The organism is Blastopirellula marina (assembly GCF_002967765.1).
Lineage (GTDB): Bacteria > Planctomycetota > Planctomycetia > Pirellulales > Pirellulaceae > Bremerella > Bremerella marina_A.
On record NZ_PUHY01000006.1, the window covers coordinates 36349 to 59037 of the forward strand.

Annotated in this window: 25 protein-coding genes; 18 read left to right on the plus strand and 7 right to left on the minus strand. The window is 53.0% G+C overall.

Annotated elements, in window-relative coordinates; translation table 11 throughout:
- Nucleotides 1–10 precede the first annotated feature (10 nt).
- On the minus strand, nt 11–985 hold the full coding sequence (locus C5Y83_RS08110) for a glycosyltransferase (protein ID WP_158262285.1): 975 nt from the start codon (nt 983–985) through the stop codon (nt 11–13).
- Nucleotides 986–1586: 601 nt separating this feature from the next.
- Here C5Y83_RS08110 and C5Y83_RS08115 point away from each other — a divergent pair.
- From C5Y83_RS08115 to C5Y83_RS08140, 6 genes are all read left to right on the plus strand, one after another.
- Nucleotides 1587–1886 (plus strand): hypothetical protein, encoded by a 300-nt coding sequence (locus C5Y83_RS08115; RefSeq protein ID WP_105329183.1) that lies wholly within the window; start codon nt 1587–1589, stop codon nt 1884–1886.
- 155 nt (nt 1887–2041) lie between these two features.
- Nucleotides 2042–2617, plus strand: coding sequence for a tRNA-(ms[2]io[6]A)-hydroxylase (locus C5Y83_RS08120; protein ID WP_105329184.1), 576 nt, complete (start codon nt 2042–2044; stop codon nt 2615–2617).
- A 133-nt stretch (nt 2618–2750) separates the two neighbouring features.
- Entirely contained in the window at nt 2751–3461 is a 711-nt protein-coding gene (mtnB, locus tag C5Y83_RS08125) for a methylthioribulose 1-phosphate dehydratase (RefSeq protein WP_105329185.1), read from the plus strand.
- Between the two features lie 79 nt (nt 3462–3540).
- The gene (locus C5Y83_RS08130; RefSeq protein WP_105329186.1) at nt 3541–4122 is read left to right on the plus strand and encodes a 1,2-dihydroxy-3-keto-5-methylthiopentene dioxygenase; all 582 of its coding nucleotides are present in this window, start codon (nt 3541–3543) and stop codon (nt 4120–4122) included.
- Nucleotides 4122–4853: an acireductone synthase gene (gene mtnC / locus C5Y83_RS08135; protein WP_105329187.1), complete on the plus strand. Its 732-nt coding sequence runs from the start codon at nt 4122–4124 to the stop codon at nt 4851–4853. The genes C5Y83_RS08130 and mtnC overlap by 1 nt, the downstream gene beginning before the upstream one ends.
- Nucleotides 4854–5068: 215 nt before the next feature.
- Nucleotides 5069–6130 (plus strand): hypothetical protein, encoded by a 1062-nt coding sequence (locus tag C5Y83_RS08140; protein ID WP_105329188.1) that lies wholly within the window; start codon nt 5069–5071, stop codon nt 6128–6130.
- Nucleotides 6131–6159: 29 nt separating this feature from the next.
- On the opposite strand, the gene C5Y83_RS08145 is transcribed toward C5Y83_RS08140, so the two are convergent.
- Both C5Y83_RS08145 and C5Y83_RS08150 read right to left on the minus strand, forming a co-directional pair.
- A complete protein-coding gene (locus C5Y83_RS08145; RefSeq protein ID WP_158262286.1) occupies nt 6160–6999 on the minus strand; it encodes a YheT family hydrolase in 840 nt (279 codons plus the stop codon).
- A gap of 308 nt (nt 7000–7307) precedes the next feature.
- The gene (locus tag C5Y83_RS08150; protein WP_199195008.1) at nt 7308–9146 is read right to left on the minus strand and encodes a sigma 54-interacting transcriptional regulator; all 1839 of its coding nucleotides are present in this window, start codon (nt 9144–9146) and stop codon (nt 7308–7310) included.
- A gap of 356 nt (nt 9147–9502) precedes the next feature.
- Between C5Y83_RS08150 and C5Y83_RS08155 the strand changes: the two genes are divergently transcribed.
- From C5Y83_RS08155 to C5Y83_RS08195, 9 genes are all read left to right on the plus strand, one after another.
- Nucleotides 9503–11638, plus strand: a complete 2136-nt coding sequence (locus C5Y83_RS08155) for a carboxy terminal-processing peptidase (RefSeq protein ID WP_105329190.1) — start codon at nt 9503–9505, stop codon at nt 11636–11638.
- A gap of 160 nt (nt 11639–11798) precedes the next feature.
- Nucleotides 11799–12185: a zinc ribbon domain-containing protein gene (locus C5Y83_RS08160; RefSeq protein WP_105329191.1), complete on the plus strand. Its 387-nt coding sequence runs from the start codon at nt 11799–11801 to the stop codon at nt 12183–12185.
- 132 nt (nt 12186–12317) lie between these two features.
- On the plus strand, nt 12318–13067 hold the full coding sequence (locus tag C5Y83_RS08165) for a PIG-L family deacetylase (protein WP_315850487.1): 750 nt from the start codon (nt 12318–12320) through the stop codon (nt 13065–13067).
- A 47-nt stretch (nt 13068–13114) separates the two neighbouring features.
- Nucleotides 13115–14053: a glucosamine-6-phosphate isomerase gene (locus C5Y83_RS08170; protein ID WP_105329193.1), complete on the plus strand. Its 939-nt coding sequence runs from the start codon at nt 13115–13117 to the stop codon at nt 14051–14053.
- Nucleotides 14053–14481: a hypothetical protein gene (locus C5Y83_RS08175; RefSeq protein ID WP_105329194.1), complete on the plus strand. Its 429-nt coding sequence runs from the start codon at nt 14053–14055 to the stop codon at nt 14479–14481. The genes C5Y83_RS08170 and C5Y83_RS08175 overlap by 1 nt, the downstream gene beginning before the upstream one ends.
- 23 nt (nt 14482–14504) lie before the next feature.
- Nucleotides 14505–14960 (plus strand): hypothetical protein, encoded by a 456-nt coding sequence (locus tag C5Y83_RS08180; protein WP_105329195.1) that lies wholly within the window; start codon nt 14505–14507, stop codon nt 14958–14960.
- Between the two features lie 109 nt (nt 14961–15069).
- Nucleotides 15070–15576 (plus strand): large conductance mechanosensitive channel protein MscL, encoded by a 507-nt coding sequence (gene mscL / locus C5Y83_RS08185; RefSeq protein ID WP_105329196.1) that lies wholly within the window; start codon nt 15070–15072, stop codon nt 15574–15576.
- Between the two features lie 41 nt (nt 15577–15617).
- Nucleotides 15618–16262 carry a hypothetical protein gene (locus tag C5Y83_RS08190; protein ID WP_105329197.1) on the plus strand — a complete coding sequence of 215 codons (645 nt, stop codon included), beginning with the start codon at nt 15618–15620 and terminating at the stop codon, nt 16260–16262.
- On the plus strand, nt 16263–17228 hold the full coding sequence (locus C5Y83_RS08195) for an alpha/beta hydrolase (RefSeq protein WP_105329198.1): 966 nt from the start codon (nt 16263–16265) through the stop codon (nt 17226–17228).
- On the opposite strand, the gene C5Y83_RS08200 is transcribed toward C5Y83_RS08195, so the two are convergent.
- Nucleotides 17225–17812, minus strand: coding sequence for a TetR/AcrR family transcriptional regulator (locus tag C5Y83_RS08200; protein WP_158262287.1), 588 nt, complete (start codon nt 17810–17812; stop codon nt 17225–17227). The two genes, C5Y83_RS08195 and C5Y83_RS08200, sit on opposite strands and share 4 nt — an antisense overlap.
- 203 nt (nt 17813–18015) lie before the next feature.
- On the opposite strand from C5Y83_RS08200, the gene mddA reads away from it, so the two are divergent.
- From mddA to C5Y83_RS08215, 3 genes are read left to right on the plus strand one after another with little or no spacing between them, the layout of a single operon-like run.
- The gene (mddA, locus tag C5Y83_RS08205) at nt 18016–18768 is read left to right on the plus strand and encodes a methanethiol S-methyltransferase (RefSeq protein WP_105329686.1); all 753 of its coding nucleotides are present in this window, start codon (nt 18016–18018) and stop codon (nt 18766–18768) included.
- 43 nt (nt 18769–18811) lie between these two features.
- Nucleotides 18812–19279: a GNAT family N-acetyltransferase gene (locus tag C5Y83_RS08210; protein ID WP_233207157.1), complete on the plus strand. Its 468-nt coding sequence runs from the start codon at nt 18812–18814 to the stop codon at nt 19277–19279.
- A gap of 10 nt (nt 19280–19289) precedes the next feature.
- The gene (locus tag C5Y83_RS08215) at nt 19290–20450 is read left to right on the plus strand and encodes a hypothetical protein (RefSeq protein WP_105329200.1); all 1161 of its coding nucleotides are present in this window, start codon (nt 19290–19292) and stop codon (nt 20448–20450) included.
- A gap of 350 nt (nt 20451–20800) precedes the next feature.
- Here the strand turns inward: C5Y83_RS08215 and C5Y83_RS08225 are convergent, their stop codons facing one another.
- From C5Y83_RS08225 to C5Y83_RS08235, 3 genes are read right to left on the minus strand one after another with little or no spacing between them, the layout of a single operon-like run.
- A complete protein-coding gene (locus C5Y83_RS08225; protein WP_105329202.1) occupies nt 20801–21085 on the minus strand; it encodes a hypothetical protein in 285 nt (94 codons plus the stop codon).
- Nucleotides 21082–21774, minus strand: a complete 693-nt coding sequence (locus C5Y83_RS08230; protein WP_105329203.1) for a dual specificity protein phosphatase family protein — start codon at nt 21772–21774, stop codon at nt 21082–21084. Before C5Y83_RS08230 ends, C5Y83_RS08225 begins: the two co-directional genes overlap by 4 nt.
- 21 nt (nt 21775–21795) lie before the next feature.
- Nucleotides 21796–22629: an MBL fold metallo-hydrolase gene (locus C5Y83_RS08235; protein ID WP_105329204.1), complete on the minus strand. Its 834-nt coding sequence runs from the start codon at nt 22627–22629 to the stop codon at nt 21796–21798.
- Nucleotides 22630–22689 lie beyond the last annotated feature (60 nt).

Consider the following 22689-nt stretch of genomic DNA (forward strand, 5'->3'; position numbering starts at 1 on the left):
CAAGTTCTCCCTAGCTGATCGAAAGCGAGAGCGATGCTGGAGCCGGCGTAGTCGAGTCGCCGTTACCAACGGCACGATTGAACGGAGATTTAGCCGTCCGATCCTCTCCGCGTGTCGCCAGCTTCGCCGGATTCACAGACTCGTATGTTTGAAAGGCTACCGATCCGTCCAAATACTGAGACACACCGCGCTGACAAAATGCCTTGACCGGAGCGGTTTGATAATAAGTTCGATTCGCCGTGCCAACTCCATTGCGAGCGAACGTTGGATCTGAGGGATGCCACAGATGCACCGCCTTCACTCGATGCAGCACCGTGCGAGTACGGACTCCGTTGAGCAAAAATCGTCGCTGAATATCTCGATCCTCGAAGCCCCAGCCAACAAAGTTCTCGTCGAATCCATTAATACCGATCAAGTCGTCGCGAAAGCAGGCAAATGCACACCCGGTAAGCCGAGGTCGCATCGGTATCGAAAGAAACGAATAGATGCGGGCCCGCAGTGCCTTACGGGAAAGTCGCTTCGATTCCTCTCTCGAAATTGTACTCTCGAGGTCCCAGGTATCGACCTTGCTGGCATCGATCTGCTTCGTCGCCTCTTGCGTCAAGCGATAGCAATCACCCGCGACAACCACGTTAGCGCGAAGTTCGTCTAGCATTACCCGTACGAAGTTGGGCGGGACGATGCAGTCGCCATCGAGAAAGATCAACGCCTTACCACGAGCAATCGCGGCCGCTTTGTTGCGGCAGGTAGCGAGCCGGAATCCCTCTTTGACTTGTGTGAGAAATCGGGTCGATAATCCCGTCCATCGCTGGGCGAATTCCGCGACGCATGCCTCGGTCTCGCCTCCGCGCGATCCATCGTCGGCGACGACCACTTCACAACAAGCAGGCTCGAAATCTTGGTTCGCGAGAGAACGCAGGCACTTGGCCAGATGACCAGGACGCTCAAACGTCGTGACAATGATACTGACATCCGTGTTTGTCATACGTATCTCGGCTGGCATTCAAGACGAAGACTGTCACAAAATGATCCTCCCTGCCCCAGACCACTTTCCTTATTTAGATCCCACCCGACTGAGCTAATGGAATCTGAAAATAGAATCGGAGAGTGAACCCTATGCGCTTTATGCGAATCGTATCAACTAGGAAAGATATACCGATTTTTCCCCCTCAGCCGAGTAGGTCGCCTGACGCCATACATACAAATGCTCAGAAGTGATTTCAGAGCGGACACAATGCCCCTCTCGTAGGCTAAACGACTTCCTGCCCCCAGTGCCCGCTCTTAACTCAAATCCCCGCTCACCAGCTACTAGAAAACGGCAACTAGAACGGGCCGTTAAAAACCAAGGTGGTTCTCATTCTGTCGACTTATGAGATGAGAGTTATCAAATAGACAACACCCTTCTCCTAACACCCTAATCAAACTAAATGATGCAAGCACTTATAGCAAAACAACTTGCGTAATTCCTAACCAGTTTGGCATCGGTTCTGCGTTACTTCGTAGGCAGATAACCCCGGGAGAGACGGCACAAACAAACCTGTTCCTGCCTCTCATTCAAATACCACCACATTCAGGAGAGTAGAGTCATGAAGTCGTTAATTCTTGCCGTTGTTGTTGCTACTGGTTTGATGTTTGGTGCCGCTTCGAGTGCGGAAGCTGGTGGACCACATGGTGGCCACCACGGTGGTCATCATGGCCACCACGCTCATTACTACCACGGCCATCATGGTTACGGAAACGTTTACCGTTCGTATTACGGACCTTCGCACTACGGTCGTAGCTACTATCGCCCGAGCTACCGCTACTACAACCCGTATCCGTACTACTACGGCGGAAGCGGTTTGCAGATCAACGGTCGCGGTTTTAACTTCGGCGTCCGCTTCTAATTGCGGTGTGAAGTTACAGTCAGTCAATTTAAAGGCCTTGCAGTTCATCGCGACTGTGGGGCCTTTTGCACGCGCGGTCGACGCGGTATCCCCTCGTTCTTTCGTGTTATTCACACTAAATTGACGGGATCAAACCGACTCCGAGAGATTATTTCATGCTGCATTTAAAGTCCGAATCAGGCCAACGCTGGCTCGACCAAGTCGAAAAACATACGGACTTGGTTTTGATCGATCACGCACACTGTGAGAAGAAGGCGGCAGGAACCGCATTGAATCTCCTCTTCGCCTATGTCGAAAATGAAGAGCTTTGTCGAGAAATGACTTCGATCGTCAACGAGGAACTCGAGCATTTTCACATGGTGCTGGACGTGCTCAAGAACCGCGGAATCAAGTTTCAGCGTTTGAAACCAAGCAACTACGGCAACCAACTTCACGAGCTGATCCGAAATCAGGAACCGCAGCGGGCCGTCGACCGATTGTTGATCGCTGGACTGATTGAAGCCCGGAGCTGCGAGCGATTCGGCTTACTACGAAAGCACCTGCCGGACGCCGAACTACGTGATTTCTACGATAGCCTATTTGAGTCCGAAGCGCGACATCACGCCGTTTACGTTCGATTAGCGAAGCATTTCGCCCCGGAGAGTGACGTTATGGCCCGCCTTGAGGAATTAGCCACCGCCGAGGCAGCGATTATCGAAGCGGGTGACGAGAATGCTCGGATCCACAGCTAAGCTCCCCCTGGTGGCTTGTTCCGTTGAACGCTTTCCCTGATTTGCTAAACTCACACTTTTTCCCGCCCTGCTTGCCGATGATCATGGCGTTCCCCAAGTCGCTGTGGTCTCGCGGAAGATACTTTCGAGCCTTATGACTACTGATACCGAAGTCACTTCCTCCCCATCCCACCCTGCATTGGCTGGGGCCGAACGTGCCATCGCCGAGTTACAGGAAACTGGTCAGTACTTCTTTCAACGCGGATGGTCGGTAGGTACCAGCAGCAACTACAGCGCGGTCCTTAACCGTAGTCCGCTACAGTTGGTCGTCACGGCCAGCGGCATGGACAAAGGGCGTTTGAAACCAAACGACTTTGTTCGCTGCAATTATGACGGCGTCCAAGTCGATACCGACAATCAGCCAACCACTGATCAGCCTCGCTCTTCGGCGGAAACCTTGTTGCACGTGGTTTTAGCACGCCTGGAAGATGTTGGCTCGGTCCTTCATACCCATTCAGTATGGGGCACGCTTCTCTCGGATCACTTCAGCGCCGAAGGGGGTTTCGAGATCGAAGACTACGAGATGCTCAAGGGTTTGGCAGGTGTCAAAACACATCGTCATGTCGAATCGGTACCGATCTTCGACAACACCCAAGACATCCCAAAGCTTGCCGAGAAGGTCGATAAGCGTCTGCACGACGAATCCCTTCCTCCCATTCATGGCTTCTTGATTCGCAACCACGGACTCTATACGTGGGGCGAAAATGTGGCTGAAGCACGCCGACATATCGAGATTTATGAGTTTCTCTTCGAGGTCCTAGGCCGTAAACTTTCAGCACAGGGAAAGCTGTGCAACAACGCATAGCGATCTCTCCCTTTTCGTAACTGCACACGTCCACCGTTCATCAAGCTCGCCCATTCAGGGCGATGGAGTCCCCGGTAACATGGCCAGCATTTCCATTCCCGACGAAAATCGCACGATTACCGACACCCAAGAGATTTGCGACTTCCTCCAGCCGTTCGGCATCTGGTACGAAAAGTGGGACGTCGCTGGTCGTATCGGCGAGAAGTCGACCAACGAAGAGATTTTAGAAGCTTACGCGCCAGAGATCGATCGCTTGAAGGAAAAGGGAGGCTTCGTTACGGCCGACGTGATCAACGTCTCGCCCGAAACGCCTAACCTGGACGCGATGCTCGAGAAGTTCAACAAAGAACATACGCACAGCGAAGATGAAGTTCGCTTTACCGTCGAAGGACGTGGTGTTTTTCATATTCACCCTGAGAATGGCCCTGTCTTTGCCGTGCTCGTCGAGTCAGGCGATTTGATCAATGTACCGCGGGATACGCAACATTGGTTCAACCTCTGTAGCGACCGTCACATTCGCTGCATTCGATTGTTCGAGGATCCATCCGGCTGGACACCACACTACATGGAAGAAGGCGTCCATACCAAGTATTCGCCACTTTGCTGGGGTCCTGACTACCTGCAGAAAGCCGACGACATCGATCCTGTGGTGAAACTGTAATGGCATCGCGATATAACTGCATTCTTCTCGACATCGAAGGAACCACGTCAAGCGTTAGCTTCGTGTACGACGTGATGTTTCCTTTTGTCCTGCGCGAATTAGATAAGTACTTGGAGTGTGCCTGGAATTCGCCAGAGCTCGCTCCGGTACTTGATCAGATTGCTCAAGACGCCGGTAGCGAGACTTTTTTGGCTTGGACGTCCGATCTCTCCGTCGAATCAGCGCGCCGAGAACGGGTCGCGGCGGAGATTCGTCGCCTGATGGCCAACGACATCAAAGCGACAGGACTGAAGCAGCTTCAAGGGATGATCTGGAAAGATGGCTTCGAGCGGGGAGAATTGGTCGCCGAGGTTTACCAAGATGTCCCGGTGGCGTTAGATGCTTGGACCACGGCTGGCCTGCGAGTTTACATCTATTCATCCGGTAGCATCGCTGCGCAGAAACTCTTCTTTGGACATAGTGAAGTAGGCAATCTCCTGAATTATTTCTCGGGCCACTTCGATACAACGACTGGCCCGAAGAAGGAAGTTCTGAGTTACGTAACGATTGCCTCCGCGATCGGCGAGGCCTCGGAAAAGATATTGTTTATTAGCGATATAACTGCTGAGCTGGACGCCGCCCGCGAAGCCGGGATGGCCACCCGCTTGAGCATTCGCCCTGGCAACAAGCCAGTAGAAGAAGGGCATGGGCACGAACCCATTGCGAGCTTCGCCCAGGTTTCCCTCGGCTAGCGTTGCTTCGCCAGCACGCAACAATATCGGCAAATTCCCGCGAAGTTTCCCCCTCTTTTCGCCAACACTTGCCGACCTCGATGCGTACCATACGATACCTCGTGATCGAAATGGATTCGGCCAGCACGGAAGGATAGGACTTTCTCTTTCGCATGGAATGCGACCTGCTTTGACGCCGCGAAGACTACTTAGGAATCGCATAAAGGCCAGCAAACATGGTTCGCATCGTCCGGCAATTAGTCGCTATCGGATTTCTGACCGCCTCTCCTGCCCTGCTTCTCGCAGGCTCGCCGGTGCAGTTCGATGTCGGCTACCTGACCCCAGCCACCGACATCACCACACCAGAGTTCCAGTTGCAACGTCCCGGGTATCGACTAATGCAGATGGACGTGATGATCTCCACAATGGTCGACTCACGGATTTCCAAGGATCTTACGGAAACGACTTTCTTGATCGAACCGCACAATCCCAGCATTCAGATCGAGGACTTCTCGCCGCAAACCACGCTACAAAGTCCTTACGCCGGCAACATCTCGAAAGAAAATCGTGTTGAATATAACGTCGACGCCAAGCTCAACGCGAATCAAACCGTCACGCCCCATCTCGGCGCCACGGGATCGCTAGGCGTGAGCCGGAAGCAATCATCGGTCGAGAAGGTCGATGTGCTCCCAGAAATGAAATTAGTTTCTGCCAGCGGAACGATTCATCGCGGTCGTGGTGTCTACTTTCGCTTCAACCGAACGCCTCAAACGAGCCTGGAAGGAACAACCGTCCTGGGTGTAATCTTGGCAGTTCCCGAAGGATGGTCGGCCGACACGATGACCGTAAGTTGCCGAGCGAAAGTTCGTCAGCCGATCGTACCTGGCGGTCCGTCTAAGGAAACCGACATGCCAGAATCTCGCTACACCGTGGCAATGTACCTGACGGGCGATCGCTATGCCGCCAATGCAGCAAGTCGCTATGTGCGTGAAGAAGTGAACTGGCAAGACGTTCGCCAACGTTACGCTAACGAGATACAACATCGCCGTATCGATTCGCCATTAGATTATCTCACCTCGATTGTCCATTCTTCGCAACGAACTGGTAGCGTCGAGAAGTGGCTTCGCACTTCGCCAGAGAAAGCGGCCCGCGAACTTCCACCACCGGTCGTTGACGCCTATTATCGCTTGCAAGAGGCGCGAGCCAATCTCGATCAATGCAGCGGGATTCGCCCACTAAACAAGGCCAGGGTCACCGATGAATCGGCTATCGCCAACTCCGCAGTCTCGGTTAACTAGACGCCGGTAGACCAGCCGCCTCGAAGGGCTTAGTCGTCCCGCAAAGCGCTGTGACCATCGAGCTTGGCAATCCAATGCACTACGCGTTGGTCCATCCAGCGACGATCAGGAACGAGATTCGTGGGAGCGATGAAACCAAGATGGCCACCACCCTTGGTGACTTCCAGTTCAACACTGCTCGAGCGCGGGTTTTGCTTGAAAATCTCGATCGGCACAACACTGTCGTCATTGGCCGTGAGAATCAGACCAGGAATTTGAATCTTGGGAAGAACGGGTGCCGAACTCGCTTTGCTGTAGTAATCCTCAGCCGACTCGAAACCGCATTGTGGAGCGGTGAAGATCGTATCGAACTCGATCAGACGCCCTGGCTTTTGTTCAAATTGAAACCCGTCGTAGAAGTTCTCGTCGGTTGCAAGTCGACCTTGAACCATGCGAACCAGTCGTCGCGAGAAGTCCCAATCGTACAAACGATTAAATCCGCGGTTCATGTTGCGGCAGCAGTACGCCAAGTCGATCGGGGGAGCAACGGCCATTACACTGTCGACCCCTCCCAGGCGTCCCGAACCAATCTCGCCAGCCAACTTCAAAACGATGTTGGCTCCCATCGAATAACCGTTCAAAGTGATGGGCGAGCCGAGGCAGAGGGCACTGACCGTTTCCACGGCCTGGGCAACATCCTCACTGCAACCAGCATGGAAGGGACGTTTCGCCAAGTTGCTGCCAGCACCACAGCCGCGAAGATCGACGCGGAAAGTACGAATACCGAGCAAGTTCAGCTTGTGAGCGATTCGCACCAGGTAACTGCTGCGATGAGAGCCCCCTAGACCATGCACCATGACGACAGCTCGATCGCCAGCTTTCCAGTTCAAAGGGCAGTCATCGTGGAGAACAATTTGATCGCCATCATCGAACACAACAAAATGCTGGCGTGCGCTGTAGCTAAGCTTATGCCCCGACCAGTACGCGGCGACAATCGTCTGCGCGTGCGAGTTCCTAATTAAAGGGTGAGGTCGAAACGGCCTCACGGAGGTCAGGACTAAGGGAGAGCGGGCCAACATTATTCTGCCGCAGGGTGTTTCCCTGCCTTCCATGCCATCGGGCGATTAGGCAGTCGGTTGTGTGTGTCAGGATCGGTTATTTGTTGCCACGTTAAAGGCCTTGGAATACCAACAGGCTGTTAACGTTCGATCTGGTACTCATCGATTTTTCGATACAAAGTTGCGCGGCTCGTGCCCAGCAATTTTACGGCCTCGGGAATGTTCCCTCCAGTTCTCGAGAGGGCTTCTTCGATCAATTTTTTTTCCCAATAGTCAAACCTTAACGACTCTGGTCCGTTCAGGCCAGCATCCCGCAGGCCTAAATCATGGGCCTGGATCGATTCGCCATCGGCGAGCACCACACTGCTGTCGATCACATTGCGAAGTTGTCGCACGTTGCCGGGCCAAGCATAGTCGGCCAGCTTCTTTTTCGCCCCTTCCGAAAGAGTCAACAGGGGCCTGCCGTGCGACTTGCGGAAATGCTCAAGGAAGTGTTCAGCCAGGAGAAAAATATCGTCCCCCCGTTCTCGCAGCGGAGGAATATATAACTCAAAGACACTCAAGCGATAATAGAGATCTTCGCGAAAACGCTTCTCTCGGACAAATTCGGCCAGATCGCGATTCGTGGCTGCTATCACGCGAACATCGACGCTGACCTCCTTAGTCGCCCCCAAAGGCAAGAATGGATGCCCTTCCAAGATACGCAGTAGCTTTGCCTGGCCATCGAGCGTTAGTTCGCCAACTTCGTCCAAAAACAAAGTTCCGGTATCGGCTTGCTGGAAGAATCCAATGTGGTCGGAATCGGCGCCGGTGAAGGCGCCTTTCTTATGACCAAACAGCTGGCTTTCCATCAAGTTTTCAGGCAAAGCGGCACAGTTCACACTGAGCATCGGCCGATCGGATCGATTTGAAGCCTTGTGAAGGGCCCGAGCGACAAGCTCTTTACCCGAACCGCTTTCGCCCCGCACCAACACACAGCCAGCCGCTTTGGAAATACGCGTGATTTTCTGCTTTAGCTCGCCCATTGCCGGGCTGTTGCCGATCAACTCGTCAAATGCAGCTGATTTGTCGACCAGTCGCTGGTATCCGGCTTGCAGTTGGGTAACTCGCCAGGCCCGCAGCAGGGCAATCGTGAGGATGTTCCCCACCGAGATCGCGAAATCGAGCTCGTTGTGCCAGAACCGCTCGCGTTCGCGGTAGAGATGCAAAGCCCCAAATGTCTTTTTCGCGTGGATCAGGGGAACGCAGATCGCATCTGCAAAATGTGTCAACTTTTGACTAGTCTCACCGGGGGTCTCGTTAGCAATCCAAACGGCGTTTCCCTTTTTGGTGACGATCTCGGTCAGGGCTTCGCTAAGTGGAGCTGGCCCTTCTGTGTCTTCTGGATAGATTCGCTTCGCTTTCAACTGTCCATCGTCGCTCAGCCACAAGAATCCAACCACAACGGCCTTGGTCTGTTCTTTGACCATCTCCAAAGTGACCTGGATGATTGTGTTCGGATCGTCTTCGCCTAAAAGACGGATCGCAAACTGGTGCAGCAGCAAAAGTCGCTGAGCTTGTTGGTAGTCTTTGAGTTCCCTAAGTGCAATCAGGTTCGTATCTTGCGGATTGACCGGCATATTCCGGACAATCGTCTGCGTAATACTTAGCGGCAGCTCGTCGTGCGATGTTGGGGGCTGTGCGCTGTGGTTAAAGGTGAACTCGGTATCACCTAACCTCAAGCGATAACCGTCTTTAAGTTCAGCTTCTTTGATCTGAGAATCGTTCAAATAGCTGCCGTTTCGGCTATCTCGATCCTGGACGAACCATTTTCCTTCTTTGGAAAAAATAGCCGCATGCACGCGCGAACAGAGGGGGTCTGTGAGGGTGATATCACACTCCAGTCCTCGTCCAATGAGATTATCGTGAGATGCATCTAACGGGAAAGTCTTCCCCGGTCCGTTGCCGGAAAGCATCTTTAGGTAGCTATAGATCGCCATTAGCTCGATCGAGTATCCCCCAGGTTCCCTACTTAGTACGAATCCTAATCAGTGAATTCGCTAAACTCAAGAACTGCCTTATCTTACGGAATTTACGCAGGGAATTTCCAGTCGGGTCACAAAATTCGGCGATGAAAACACAGGAAATAAGCCGCTGCGGTAACAACCTTAATACCGATGCCAGCGTAAGGAATCGGTGTTTACATGGATTAATCAGGTTTGATCGCTGTATCTGCTTGAATGCATTCGCCTTGAGTGGAGTTGCCGACCCAGATACGATAAGGCTAAACCCTTCCTGCTACCCCCAATCCACTAATCTCACAATCGACGCATACTCCTTGCGATAAGGAATCATCATGGCAAACGTTCGACGGAAGTGGACTAACTTGCGCCATCCGGCGATTTTTCTGTTTACGGTAATTGCGACCTTCGCGGCGTTGGTCGGTGCCTCGTTGCTTCCTCAGGTTGCCCCTGCTCAAGCCCCGATCGGCCCCCAGGCGAATGCCTTACCAGAGCGTCACATCTCGCGGATGGTTTCGCGATTGTTACTTCGCGACCACCTCTCCAACAATCCCTTGGATGACACCATCTCAGAACGGGCTTTCGACAAGTTTCTGAAGTTCTGGGATCCGCTGAAACTGTATTTCACGCAGCAAGACGTCAACGAATTCGCTGCCAATCGTAAATTGCTGGACGATCAGGTCCGCAGCGGTAACACGGAATTCGCGCACAAAGTGTTCGATCGTTTCGTCAAACGAACTGTCGAACGCGTGCAGACCGTGGACGATCTGCTAGCAAATCACGAATTCAACTTTGATGAAGACGAAGTGTTCGTAACCGACGGCGACAAGGTTGACTACCCATCCAATGCGGCCGAAGCCACCGATCGCTGGCGAAAGCGAATCAAATACGACCTTCTGACTCAGATGGCCGACGACAAGACCTTGGACGAAGCCAAGGAACGAATTCGCAAGCGTTACCACAGCTACGCTCGCCGAATCAGTCAGACCAGTGAAGACGAATTGCTCGAAGTTTACCTGACTTCGATTACTTCCTCGTACGATCCGCACACCACCTACATGTCGCCAGGCACGCTGGAGAACTTCAACATCCAGATGCGTTTGAACCTGGAAGGCATTGGGGCGGCCCTGCAATCGGAAGATGGCTTCTGCAAGGTCTCCAAAGTGATTCCTGGTGGTGCTGCCGACAAGCTCGGCAAGAAGAACCCGGAAGAAAAGCTCGAACCAGAAGACGTGATCGTTAGCGTCGGTCAAGGCACCGATGGTGAAATGGTCGACGTGGTCGACATGAAGCTGAACGATGTCGTCGACATGATCCGAGGTAAGGCCAACACGATTGTCCGCCTGGGCGTCAAGAAAAAGGGTAAAGGCGAAACGAAGATCTACAATGTCACACGTGCCAAGGTCGAACTTTCCGACAGTGAAGCTCGTGGCGAGATCATCGACCAGCCGCTTAATGACGGCAGCGGTAAGAGCCTGAAGATCGGTTGGATTGATCTTCCTTCGTTCTACATGGACATGGAAGGAGCTCGTGCCGGCAAGCGTGACTTCAAGCGAAGCACGATTGACGTCGCGAAGTTGCTGATCGATTTCCAGAAGAGTGGCGTCGAAGCGGTCGTGCTCGACCTCCGTCGTAACGGCGGTGGCAGCCTCACCGAAGCCATCGACCTGACCGGTTTGTTCATCGATCATGGTCCGGTTGTTCAAGTAAAAGACTCTGACAACAATGTGAACGCGTACGAAGACGTCAACAAAGCAATGCTGTGGGACGGTCCACTGGTCGTGCTGACCAGCAAGATGAGCGCAAGTGCCAGCGAAATTCTGGCAGGTGCGATTCAAGACTACGGCCGCGGCATCATCGTCGGCGACAAGCAGACTCATGGTAAGGGAACCGTGCAAACGCTTCTCGACCTGGGCCGAGAAGAATTGATGGGTGCGAACCCGATCAATCCACCGTCGCTGGGTGCGTTGAAGATCACGCTGCAAAAGTTCTATCGTCCTAGTGGAAAGAGCACGCAGCTCAACGGTGTCGAAGCGGATGTCTCGTTGCCATCGTTAACCACGAACATGGACATCGCCGAGGGTGACCTCGACTATGCCGTTCCGTTCGATACGGTGAAAACGACTGAGTTCCCTGTGAGCAACGCCAACGCTGCTCCGATTGTGGCGGAACTGAATCGCTTGTCGACCAAACGTCGTGAATCCTCGGAAGGGTTCGCCAAGATGGACAAGATGATCACGACCTACCTTGAACAAAAGGACAAGAAGCAGGTCAATCTCAACAAAGGAAAGTTCATGGCCGATTATGAAGCCCTGAGCGAACGCGAAAAAGAGATTGAAAGCTTGGTCAGCGAGGACAAGGAAGATCCAAACGAGATCGTCGAACACGATTACTACTTCGATGAAGTGATCGACATCACCAAGGACTATGTCCGTCTGCTGGAACAGCAGAAAGTTGCGGCGAACAACTAAGTTTGCATTGTGACCACATTCAAAAATCACAGGAAAGGGTCTGCTTCGGCAGACCCTTTTTTATTGCCGTGACTTTGCTGGAAGCTCACCGTAACTTCCGTCATACTTGGCACGCAGTGACGAATAACATCCAAAAAAACTTCGTGTTAAGGAGCCAGTGATGCCATGCCCGGCCTGCAAGACAGAGGTCACCGAAACCCAATTCAGATGCCCTGGGTGCAACTATGGCTTAGCCCCTGCTCCTGAACCGCAGCCTTATAAAGGCAAGCCTCGTTACTTAGGCGAACGTTGTGACGGCAAAGTAGTGGAGTCCTACGATGCAAAACTCTCGCGTCTTTATCGCTGTGATCGATGCCGATCGTATGGAGCGAAAGTCCGGCGCATTGCCACCACGGGGAAAGGCCTTACACGTATGATGGATTGGCAAGTTCACGAATTCATCGTCGCCAGTTGCCTCTATTGCGGCTTGATCCAACAATTTGACCCCAGCATTGTCGACCAGGAAGCTAGGGCATTGACGCTTGCCGATTTCTTCTTCGATCTTTAGCTCGCCCGTTGAATTCTCGCCAAAAACCTTTTCGCCAGTTGGGCTTTCTTCTGGTACACTCTTCGGAATTCCCTCCCGCTTCCGGCCTGCTTTGCGGGTCCCCTCCCCTATTCGACTAGCCAGGAGTGTTCCTTGTCTGACACGAAGAATGTCGTTCTTTGTTTCATGGCTCATCCGGACGATGCCGAGATCTTATGTGGTGGTGTGTTAATTCGGCTTGGGCAACTTGGCTGGGATGTTCACATCGCGACGGCGGCCAACGGAGATTGCGGATCAGAAAAACTCAGCCGTGAAGAGATTGCCACAATTCGCAAACAAGAAGGGATCGCAGCCGCTAAAAGCATTGGCGGCACGTACCATACCTTGGCTGAGCCCGATGTGAACGTGGTCTTCAATCAAGCGACCAACCGCAAAGCGATCGATCTATTCCGGCAGATTAATCCCACGCTGGTCATCACGCATCCTCGCGAAGACTACATGCTCGATCACGAGCAAACCCACCTCCTCGCGCGCAGCGCCGCATTCAGTTTCCCCATCCCCAATGCATCCAGCATCGCGCGTCATCCCGACGCACATATTCCGCACTTGTACTATGCCGATCCCGTGGAAGGCAAAGATCCCTACTCGGGTCAGATGGTGACTCCGACAACGGTGATCGATATTTCCAAGCAGATCGATCAAAAGGCGGAAATGCTGGCCTGTCATGCCTCGCAGCGAGATTGGTTGCGAGCCCACCATGGAATGGACGAGTACCTCGAAGCAATGACGCGATTCAGTGCACATCGAGGCTCGCTCATTGGCGTCGAGTATGCCGAAGCGTTTCGTCAACACCTGGGACATGCGTTCCCCGAGAACGACCTTCTGGCAGAACTCCTCAAATAAAAACCTTCCAACGACGAACAACTTACCGTGTAGCAAGGAAACAAACCGTGGCACGACCGATTAGCAAAGTAGCACCCGGCTGGTGGGATTACACGACGCTCGATGAAGAGTTATTGGCGGACGCCGCCAAGCTGACGCCAGAAGACTTGTTGCAACTTTCTCGCCCAGGTTTCGAGGTCCGCATCTTTGACACCCTGGAGGAACTGTATTGTGCAGAAGCACTCGAATACATCAATGCTTGGCAGCAAAGCACCCCAGACAACCCATGTGGCATTTGCGGGCCGATTGGTCCGACCGAACAACTTCCGTTGGTCGCACGCATGGTGAACGCACTGGGAATCGACTTGAAGAAACATGATGCACACTTCTGGGGCATGGACGAATGGGTCGATGCGGATGATAAGCCGGTGCCAGTCGAGTTTCCACTGTCGTTCGCCAAGGCCGACAAAGATCTGTGTTTTGATCGGATCGATCCGAAACTGGCAATGACTCCCACGAACTTGCACTTTCCAACTGGCGACCTGGCCGCGTTCTCGCAATCGTTTAGCGATATTCGCTGTGTCGTCATGCAAGGTGGCCAGGGGGAAGTCAAACATTGGGCATTCAACGATCCACCGAAGCGCGAAGGAGATTACGTCGATGCGCCTCCACCGCCGGAAGTTTATCGGGAATTAGCAACTCGCGTCACCGACTTGCATCCGATGACGGTCATCCAAAACGCACGGACCAGCGGCGGTGGCTACGTGCCACAAGTTCCGGTCCGGGCGTGCACTGTCGGGCCGAAAGAGACCTGGAAGGCGGAACGTGTTTCGATCTGGCATCCAGGCCACCACGACAATCCTTTCGGTATGCGTTTGTCGGCATTGATGATTAGTAAAGGCATTGCCGACACAAGCGTTCCGATGTCACTGCTCGCCGATCACCCCAGCGTGACGTTTAGTTACTATCGCGGCGGGATCGGCACCGTCGAAACCGAGATGCATTAATGACAACCCCCATGGCGGAAATCCCCGAGAGCCTGCGAGACGATGAGTACAACCTCAAACTATTGGGGATCTTTCATTACGTCCTCGCCGGCCTGACCGCAGTCATCGGGTGCTTTCCGATTCTTCACGTGGTGGTCGGTTTTATCATGATCGTCATCGGAGCCGCCGATGGAAGGGCTGGCCCGATGCCGATCCTCGGTGGCCTGTTATTCACCTTAATCGGTGGCCTGGTGTTTGTGGTCTTTCAAGCGATGGCAGTTTGCTTGTTTCTTTCGGGGAAATTCCTGCAAGCCCATAAGCACCATACGTACTGCCTAGTAGTGGCGGTCATGATTTGTTTTTCGTTTCCCGTCGGAACGGTACTAGGGATCTTCACGCTCTTAGTCTTGATTCGCCCAGAAGTGAGAAGTTTGTTCGGAGCAAAGTAGCAAACAAGGAATGTAAACACCGCATGGCAATCGCAGAGAACGAAATCCAATACGAGAACGAAAACGACTCACCTTATTTGTACGTCCTCGAAATCTTTTACTACATCCTCGCGGTCCTCAGTTTTTTGGCTGGCTTAGTTAAGATGTACCAGCTTTATCAGCTTCAGGTCGCTCAACGACAGATATCCAATTTGCTTACAGGCATTCAATCCCAAAACTTGCTACCGAATTATCAGGCTCCGCAAATTGAAAACATATCCGTCGTGGCAATTTTATCATTAGGATTGACGATTGCTCTTGGCATCGTCCAGTTCGGAACAGCAAACTCTTTGAAAAACCGCCACAACTACATGTTCTGTCTTGTGGTGGCAGCGGTTGGTTGCCTATCTGGTTCTCTCGCAGGCATCGTGGGTGTTGCCACGTTTTTCGTGCTCGTTCGACCAAGCGTCAAGAGAATCTTCCAACGCCCGAAAATATAAGCTCGAACGCCGATTGCTCTGGAATTGCGTTCGCATCTTGCGCCAAAATGGCATGAGAGTTGCACTAGTGTAACTCACAACAACCACTTGGCGGATAAGGATGCGCTCGATGGGATTTATCGGGGATTTCAAGAAGTTTGCGCTGCGCGGCAACCTGTTGGATATGGCCGTTGGCTTCACGGTTGGCGCTGCATTTACTTCAGTGGCAAAGTCACTCGTCACAGACATCATCATGCCCCCCTTAGGATTCCTCCTGGGGAAGAGTGACTTCTCGGATTTGTTTTTCATTCTGAATAAGAAAGAAGCAGACAAAACCTACGCCACGCTCGCCCAGGCCCAAGCCGATGGGCTGACAACGATCAACTATGGGTTGTTCATCAACAACATCATTTCGTTTCTGCTCGTTGCCTTGGCGATGTTTCTCATCATCCGCATGGTGAATCAGTTGGACAGAAGTCTTGAGGATGCTTTCGGTGGAGACAAACCACAGCCGGGCGATCCCGAGAACAAGAAGTGTCCGTACTGTTTGTCGACTATTCCTTTTCGCGCCACGCGGTGCGCCTCCTGCACGGCTGAACTTCCTTCGGTCGATACGAAGGGCAGCACAACGAACTAAACAACCACATCACTTCCTCGTTTGAGCTTTAACCTAGGATCATGGCACCCATTAAGATTTTCAACACAACTCCGGCTAAGTATGGCGAGGACTACCAACGTGGGTGGATTGGCTTCAACCACGCTGATAGTTGGTTTTCCAAGGGAATCGCCCAGGTAGAACAGTGGAAACAGGTTTCCGACGTGACCGTTTCACACGTTTTCGTCGTTACTGGCGAAGACGAAGTCGTCGAGGCCGCTTACCCCAAGGGAGTCGTCCGCTCGAAGTTAAGTTACGAATATTGGCCGAAGGAAGACCGTTATGTGATCTTCCGTAAGCCTAAGGGCCTGACGCCTGAACTGGCGGATCGCATTGCGGAAACGGCCGAAGAGCAGTTGGGAACCGATTTCGACTATGCAACGACGGCCAACCTAGCGATCCAGAAAAACTTCCTCGGCTGGATCACCAATTGGTTGACTTCGGACGAAGTCAATCGCGCTGGCGACTATTTGGTTGAAAGCGACAGCCGTTGGCTTTGCAGCGCGCTGGGAGCCTACTGCCTCAAGTCGCAGAAAGAATACGACGGGATTGGAGTGCTAGAGAATCGTCCTGGCATGATCACTCCACAGGAACTGTTTGAATGCGACGAGTTATTTGAACCCGTCCAACGAACCGATGGCAGCAAAGCCCCGGTGCAAATCAAATAAATGAGCATCACTTGGCAAATCGTGATCGTCACAACGATCGCGATCATTGCACTGGCAATGGTCGCGCGGTGGTTGGTCCGCTACTTCCTTTCCGGCACCTACAAAGCTGGCGAGGTTGTCGATCCTTACCGCCCGCGGAATTTTGATGTACCTGATCCAGCGCCGGTCGAATTCGTTGGCGAACAGGGCACGATATTGCGTGGCCGCTATTGGCGTGGATCGAGTGACTATGCCATCGTGGTCGTGCATGGAATCGACGGTCCGTCGATTGAAATGCTCCCGCATGTGGCTTACCTCTACCGAGCTGGTTACCACGTGCTCTTGTATGACAACCGTGGTCGCGGCCGAAGTGGTGGAGGATTCTCGACGCTCGGATTTTTGGAATGGCGCGACGTGTTGCATGCGGTGAAGTGGATGCGCGACAGGCCTGATGTCGCCCCCGAAAACATTGGCTTGCACGGTCTTTCGCTGGGTGCTGCCAGCGTAATCATGGCTGCGGCTGAAGATCAGTCTATTCGAGGCGTACTTGCCGAAAGTCCATTTGTCAGCATGCCGCTCATGCTGGGACATATTGGCAACAAGTTAACGCGACTGCCAACGTTCCTAATTGGCGGTATCGTCCAGCGAGTCATCGACTGGTCGATCGGCACGAAACTGCAAATCGTTGAGCCGTATGCCGCCGTCGAGAAGATCTCTCCTCGGCCTCTTTACATCATCGACGCCGAGCATGACCAGCTGTTCCCAGCAGAAACAGCCCGAACGGTTTACGACGCCGCGAAAGAGCCTAAGCAATTTTGGAAGGTTCATGGCGCTGCCCATGCTAACTGCTGGCATGTGCTGCCCGACGAATACGAGCGACGGGCGCTCGAATTTTGGGAGATGGTATTCTCCGATAATCCACCGGAAGTCATTTACCCAACTTCGTCCGATCCCAGTAAGTCGGCGAGCTTATCGACTGCAGATTAGGCCGCGGTCCTTGATTGACCAAGCGCGTCGTCGATTGCGAGATTTGCGAGCGAGCGTGCATAGTCAATCGTTTGCTTGTTGCCAGTCACATGTTGCATAACGTACGCGCCTTCGGCGATCAGGCACAACTTGCGAGCCAATGTCTGCGGATCAGCAATGCGGCAGTTTTCCGCCAGCTGCAGGACGAAGGTCTCTACAATATGACGATTAGCGGCAGCCGCCTGGAAGATTGGTTCGTTCGGATTGGGAAACTCCATGACGGCTCGCACGAAAATACATCCTTGAAATTCGTCCTGGGAAAGGATGAACTCGACCAAGTCGAACACAGCTCGTAGTTGCCCTTCCGCGGTTGGACCACCCTTCTGCCAAACGATCTCACGACAAATACCAGAAAGCCACTGTGCTTTCTCGTCGAGTGCGGCCAGTAGCAATTCGTCTTTCGATGCGAAGTGCTTATAGAACGCGGTCTTACTAATTCCGACGTCCGCGATAATCTGATCCAAACCGACGTTGCGGAAGCCTTCTTTGTAGAAACGCGTGATCGCTGCTTGGACGAGGCGATCTTTCGTTGGAGTCTTGCCCACAGTTATCTCCTTGTTTTTCACGCGTTTTGGCTTGTTGACCGACAGTACACCTAAAGTTTACCGAAAGTCAACGCAACCAATTTCAAAGGGGCACGATAATCCGTAGCGTATTGAAAATCAGCGTGGATCGTCTTGTGGTCGAATGGCCGGGGCAGCCACTTGACCCATCGTCCATTTCTCTGAATTTAGAGTCGGCATCGAACATGACACGTATTCTAACGCTTCCTTACGCACTTCTCGCCTACCTAATCTTCTTGGCGACGATGGGCTATTTTTTGTTCTTCTTGGCTGGCGCTGTCGTTCCGATCACGGTCGATTCGCCGTCGCAACATTCCTTGACCGTGGCAATTGCGATCGACATCGCGTTAATCCTGCTCTTTGCGGTTCAACATTCGGTTATGGCCCGTCCCGCGTTTAAGCGGATGTGGACCAAGATTGTCCCACCGTCAATGGAACGAGCCACCTATGTTCACGCATCGAATGTGGTCCTGATCGTGTTGATTGTCTTCTGGCAGGGAATCGATATTAAGCTATGGGATATCCAACAGCCGATCGTACGAACTGCGATCTGGGTTTTATACGTATTCGGTTTTCTGATGGTCCCGGTCGTGAGCTTAATGATCAATCATTTCGACCTGTTCGGCTTGCGTCAGGCCTGGCTGCACTTGAAAGATCGCGAATACCAACCGCTGCCGTTTCGCACTCCTTTGCTGTACGCGATTGTTCGTCACCCGCTGTACCTGGCCTGGGGAGCTGCGTTCTGGATTACGCCCACCATGACCGCCGGGCACCTGCTCTTGGCGGTCGGAATGACCATCTATATGGGCGTCGCCGCCGTCATCGAAGAACGTGACTTGGTTGGCGTATATGGCGATCAATACCGCAAGTATCAGAAGGACGTTCCCATGTTCGTACCTCGTCTCGGAAGCCGCCTCGAAGCGGAGGGGACGAGCTAAGTCCACAATTCGATCATTTTCGCCAAGGTCCCTGGCGATTATCATGAACCGCCGACTGGAACGCGTGTCCAAGTCGGCGGCTCCGTTTCTTGCACTCCCTTCGGTACGGCGAATGATCGACTACCAACTTGAACCTGATCTCTCGGTCGATGAATACCATGAAATCCTCGTCCGCTCCGGCCTGGCTGAACGACGCCCAGCCGACGATCGAGAAAAGCTATCCAAAATGATTGGCAACGCCGACATCGTGCTTACGGCTCGCAGTGCAGGCAAGCTGGTCGGAATCTCACGTTGCATGACCGATTTCGCTCACGCCACGTACCTGGCCGATTTGGCGGTCGATCGCGACTTCCAGAAACAAGGCATCGGTCGCGAACTAATCGCCCGCAGCCACGAAGCAGCCGGCAAGCACACGATCCTCCTACTTCTCGCCGCTCCGGCGGCCGCCAGCTACTACCCGCACGTCGGCTTGGAGAAGCACGACTCGTGCTGGATTATTCCGCGAAGTTAGGCAGGCGGTTTTGTTCGATCAAATCAAGAAAAACATTCCTCGATTTACGCTCCGCACGGCATTTATCTCGCTGGTCGTTCTATCGTTCGTCTTCGCGGTAACCTCCATGCTTACGCACGGCTATCGCCGCGAAGTGAGGAACGCCCAGGCACTAATTGAAAACTATAAAGCCACCGTCTCGACAAGCTTGTATGGCGACCGTGATTTTGTCGTCCGACCGTCCATGCCGATTACTGGTCCTTGGGCCTATTCGTTTGGCCGGCTTTTCATGCCCATTCGGACTATTGAGATTAAGAATGCCAAGCTCGGAGACGAAGCTTGGGAAACCATGGGCAAGTTAGATGATCCCATGATACTTGTCTTGGAAGATTGTCAGATTACGACGTCAGGCCCAACATTCTCACGGATGCCTCGGCTATGGCGAATTCATCTTCGCCGCACGAATGTTACCGCTGCTCAAATGGGTGAAATCGCTCAGCTCGATAACCTACAAGATCTCCGATTCGACGGATGTAACGACGAACCCTTCCGATGGCTCGATCAACTCTGCTTCGTGAGCCGCGTTCGGAAAATCTACTTTAACCATTACGTCATAAGCCATGCACAGCTTCAAACACTTACAGACGGAATGTGGTATCGAATCGACTTGTCCAACTCCCACATCGACTTGGGCCGATTGGAAGAGTTACCTCCAAACAACCAGTACACACAATACATGTCCGTCTTAAAACCGCATCTCGCTGAATCAATGCGGCGTGAAGACCTACCAAGATTCTGTGCGCATGATTACGGATTAGCAAATACCAACGTCGGCGATCAATTCGTCGCTAAGATGCTATTCCAGGACAACTATTATGATCTAGACCTAAGCGGAACCAACATTTCAGACGACACGCTAGAGCTGCTTGGCACGGTCAGCCATCCTGTGCGACGATTGGCGTTCAACGATACCAACGTCACTGACGATGGACTTCGCCATCTATTCAAAATGGAAATCGAAGAAGATATCGAGCTCTTCGGCACCCAGGTAACTCGCCGCTCGCTGGACGATCTAGAAAAGCTTGGCCGTGGGAATTGTCCGTCGTACGATAAACTGAAAGCGGCAATCGAAGCGCATCTTTTCACATCAACACTTAAACAAAAGGGTCAACAGGTTCCCGGTGGTAGGTGATTCAACACCCCGCTAACGCATCATCGAATCGGCCACAGGAGGTTCATTTTGGCATTCCAAAGATCCCCACGTGCATGGGCCACCATGATAGTTGCCGTGTCGATCTGTTTTGCCATCTTGCGGGCGGGCATTCCACTTGCCGTTTCCCTTGCGGGAGCAGAATCCATTGCGGAAAAGCTCGCCGCGAAACTCAACATGGACGCAAATGAATTGCGTGAAAAGTTACAGCCCATCCTTATGGAAGGATCGATGCGACGAGGGGTCATGTGTGCGGCCCCATTTCTTATACTGGCCGGCATGGCCGAGATGATAATTCGCAGCACATCCGACACGTAGCGATCAGCTAGGTGTTATCGCAGTAGATTCTCAAGTGTTTCTGCAAACGATTCCGTCAAATGCCGTAGGCACGCCGCATCGTAATGATGGTCAGGGAATAGCGTCCGCAGCCCCTTTTCCAGATCATGAACGCGATGTTCCCAGTCAGGATGCTTCGCCTTTTTGTTTCGCCTGGCATAGCTCATCCAGCGGCGGATAGCGGGCTCGATCAACTGTAGATGCGCCATGGGGCATCCCTCGGCTGATTCGCGCGTGATGATCGTGGTCAAAGCCTCGACAAGTTCCTGATGTGTGGTCATGCTGGCGACTTACGATTGGCAAGGCAATTCCTGTGAGCCAAGTGTACCTGAGCGATCTGCTGTCGATTCAAACGAACCGATGGTCGAGCAGCTTGTACCATCGCAATCGCTTCGTCCGCCGAATCCGCGATCTGCCAAGCCAGCAGCCAGATTGCGACGACATGCCCGGATCGTCCTGATCCATTGGCGCAGTGGACAACGAACTTTCCCTCAGACGTCTGGCCGACACGATCAGCCCACGCCAACGCCGACTCAACAGAAAGAGTCCCGGCATCCAGGACAGGTTCGGCCTGATACCCAGCTAGACTTCGGATACCCAGTGGGTCTAGGAATTCGCTGGCCAAGTCTAGGACGCCCACGACCGACTCCGGCAATTCATGCGTTTTCAACCGTCGTGCAATGATCACTCGGTCGGTCACTTGATGCCAAGCAGATCCCCTCTCGAACAGAATCTGCAACTCCCACACGCCCCTGGCAAAGAGAAGATAGGGGAGCAAGACCGCGGTAGCTAACCAATGTCGGCTACCATCGGTAAGTTTGCCGAACAAACGCACGTCTCCGGTGAAGTACGCCAGCGACACGATCAGAAACGAAATCGCGGGCCAGAAGAGAATCGAGAGCCACGGACTTTGAATCGCGAACCAACCTAGCAGCAGTCCAACCAGTAGGAATACGAACGCGTATTTCACAACTCCTACCTTCTGCGAAGCTTAAGTCAGCGGAATCTCCAGCCCGTCGTAGGCCAGTTCCATTCCATCAGGAAGCGAAGCATTGGTTGCTTCATGCTCCAGCTTACAGGAGATGTGCGTGAAGTAGGTCTTCTTGGCACCAATCTTCTGAGCGGCTTCGACTGCTTCTTCGACCGAAAAGTGAGTTGGGTGCGGGTCAGGTCGTAAGGCATCAAGGACCAAGACGTCTAAGCCTTGCAGTTTCTCCCAGCTTTCATCCGGGATCAAATTGGTATCGGTGCAGTACGCCACATTACCGACGCGGAAGCCCAGCACTTCAAACCGGGGACCATGCTGGAGGCGGATCGGCGTGACCTCGGCCCCCAGGACATGAAACGGATCGAGCCCGATATCAATCATTTCCAGCGCCGGCCGCGAACCGACATGGGTCTGGACTTCGGTGCTGAACGCGTAGTCATATACCTTGCGGATTTTCGCATCGACGTTCGGCTCACAGTAAATCGGAACGGCGTGTCCCAGATAAAACTGAAACAAGCGAACTTCATCGAGCCCGAATAAGTGGTCGGCGTGGCTGTGCGTGAAAGCGACGGCATGCACCACACCAATTCCGTTGTTCAAAAGCTGTGTCCGCAAATCTGGGGGGGTATCTATCAGCAGATTCCCCTCCGGCAAGCCGAAGATCACGCTACATCGGAGCCTTTTGTTCTTCGGATTCGTACTTTGGCAGACATCGCACCCGCAACCCACCACAGGCACCCCCATAGAGGTACCAGTTCCCAGAAGGAGAAGTCGCCCGGTAATGTCGCGTGTTACGACTTCCTTTTTGGGCGAGCTAAGTGGTGGGTTCTGACTCATACTAGGTCTTTCGGGTGGAAATTGTCTGGCCTGAGAATCGCAAAAGAGACTTCCGCTTGC

Excerpts from the sequence above, each read along its gene's own strand:
- C5Y83_RS08150 (WP_199195008.1), bottom strand. The coding sequence starts at position 9,146 with ATGGCGATCTATAGCTACCTAAAGATGCTTTCCGGCAACGGACCGGGG.
- C5Y83_RS08155 (WP_105329190.1), top strand. The coding sequence starts at position 9,503 with ATGGCAAACGTTCGACGGAAGTGGACTAACTTGCGCCATCCGGCGATT.
- mtnB (WP_105329185.1), top strand. The coding sequence starts at position 2,751 with ATGACTACTGATACCGAAGTCACTTCCTCCCCATCCCACCCTGCATTG.
- C5Y83_RS08235 (WP_105329204.1), bottom strand. The coding sequence starts at position 22,629 with ATGAGTCAGAACCCACCACTTAGCTCGCCCAAAAAGGAAGTCGTAACA.
- C5Y83_RS08130 (WP_105329186.1), top strand. The coding sequence starts at position 3,541 with ATGGCCAGCATTTCCATTCCCGACGAAAATCGCACGATTACCGACACC.
- C5Y83_RS08175 (WP_105329194.1), top strand. The coding sequence starts at position 14,053 with ATGACAACCCCCATGGCGGAAATCCCCGAGAGCCTGCGAGACGATGAG.
- C5Y83_RS08225 (WP_105329202.1), bottom strand. The coding sequence starts at position 21,085 with ATGACCACACATCAGGAACTTGTCGAGGCTTTGACCACGATCATCACG.
- C5Y83_RS08210 (WP_233207157.1), top strand. The coding sequence starts at position 18,812 with ATGAACCGCCGACTGGAACGCGTGTCCAAGTCGGCGGCTCCGTTTCTT.
- mtnC (WP_105329187.1), top strand. The coding sequence starts at position 4,122 with ATGGCATCGCGATATAACTGCATTCTTCTCGACATCGAAGGAACCACG.
- C5Y83_RS08190 (WP_105329197.1), top strand. The coding sequence starts at position 15,618 with ATGGCACCCATTAAGATTTTCAACACAACTCCGGCTAAGTATGGCGAG.
- C5Y83_RS08140 (WP_105329188.1), top strand. The coding sequence starts at position 5,069 with ATGGTTCGCATCGTCCGGCAATTAGTCGCTATCGGATTTCTGACCGCC.
- C5Y83_RS08195 (WP_105329198.1), top strand. The coding sequence starts at position 16,263 with ATGAGCATCACTTGGCAAATCGTGATCGTCACAACGATCGCGATCATT.
- mscL (WP_105329196.1), top strand. The coding sequence starts at position 15,070 with ATGGGATTTATCGGGGATTTCAAGAAGTTTGCGCTGCGCGGCAACCTG.
- mddA (WP_105329686.1), top strand. The coding sequence starts at position 18,016 with ATGACACGTATTCTAACGCTTCCTTACGCACTTCTCGCCTACCTAATC.
- C5Y83_RS08180 (WP_105329195.1), top strand. The coding sequence starts at position 14,505 with ATGGCAATCGCAGAGAACGAAATCCAATACGAGAACGAAAACGACTCA.
- C5Y83_RS08120 (WP_105329184.1), top strand. The coding sequence starts at position 2,042 with ATGCTGCATTTAAAGTCCGAATCAGGCCAACGCTGGCTCGACCAAGTC.
- C5Y83_RS08160 (WP_105329191.1), top strand. The coding sequence starts at position 11,799 with ATGCCATGCCCGGCCTGCAAGACAGAGGTCACCGAAACCCAATTCAGA.
- C5Y83_RS08110 (WP_158262285.1), bottom strand. The coding sequence starts at position 985 with ATGACAAACACGGATGTCAGTATCATTGTCACGACGTTTGAGCGTCCT.
- C5Y83_RS08115 (WP_105329183.1), top strand. The coding sequence starts at position 1,587 with ATGAAGTCGTTAATTCTTGCCGTTGTTGTTGCTACTGGTTTGATGTTT.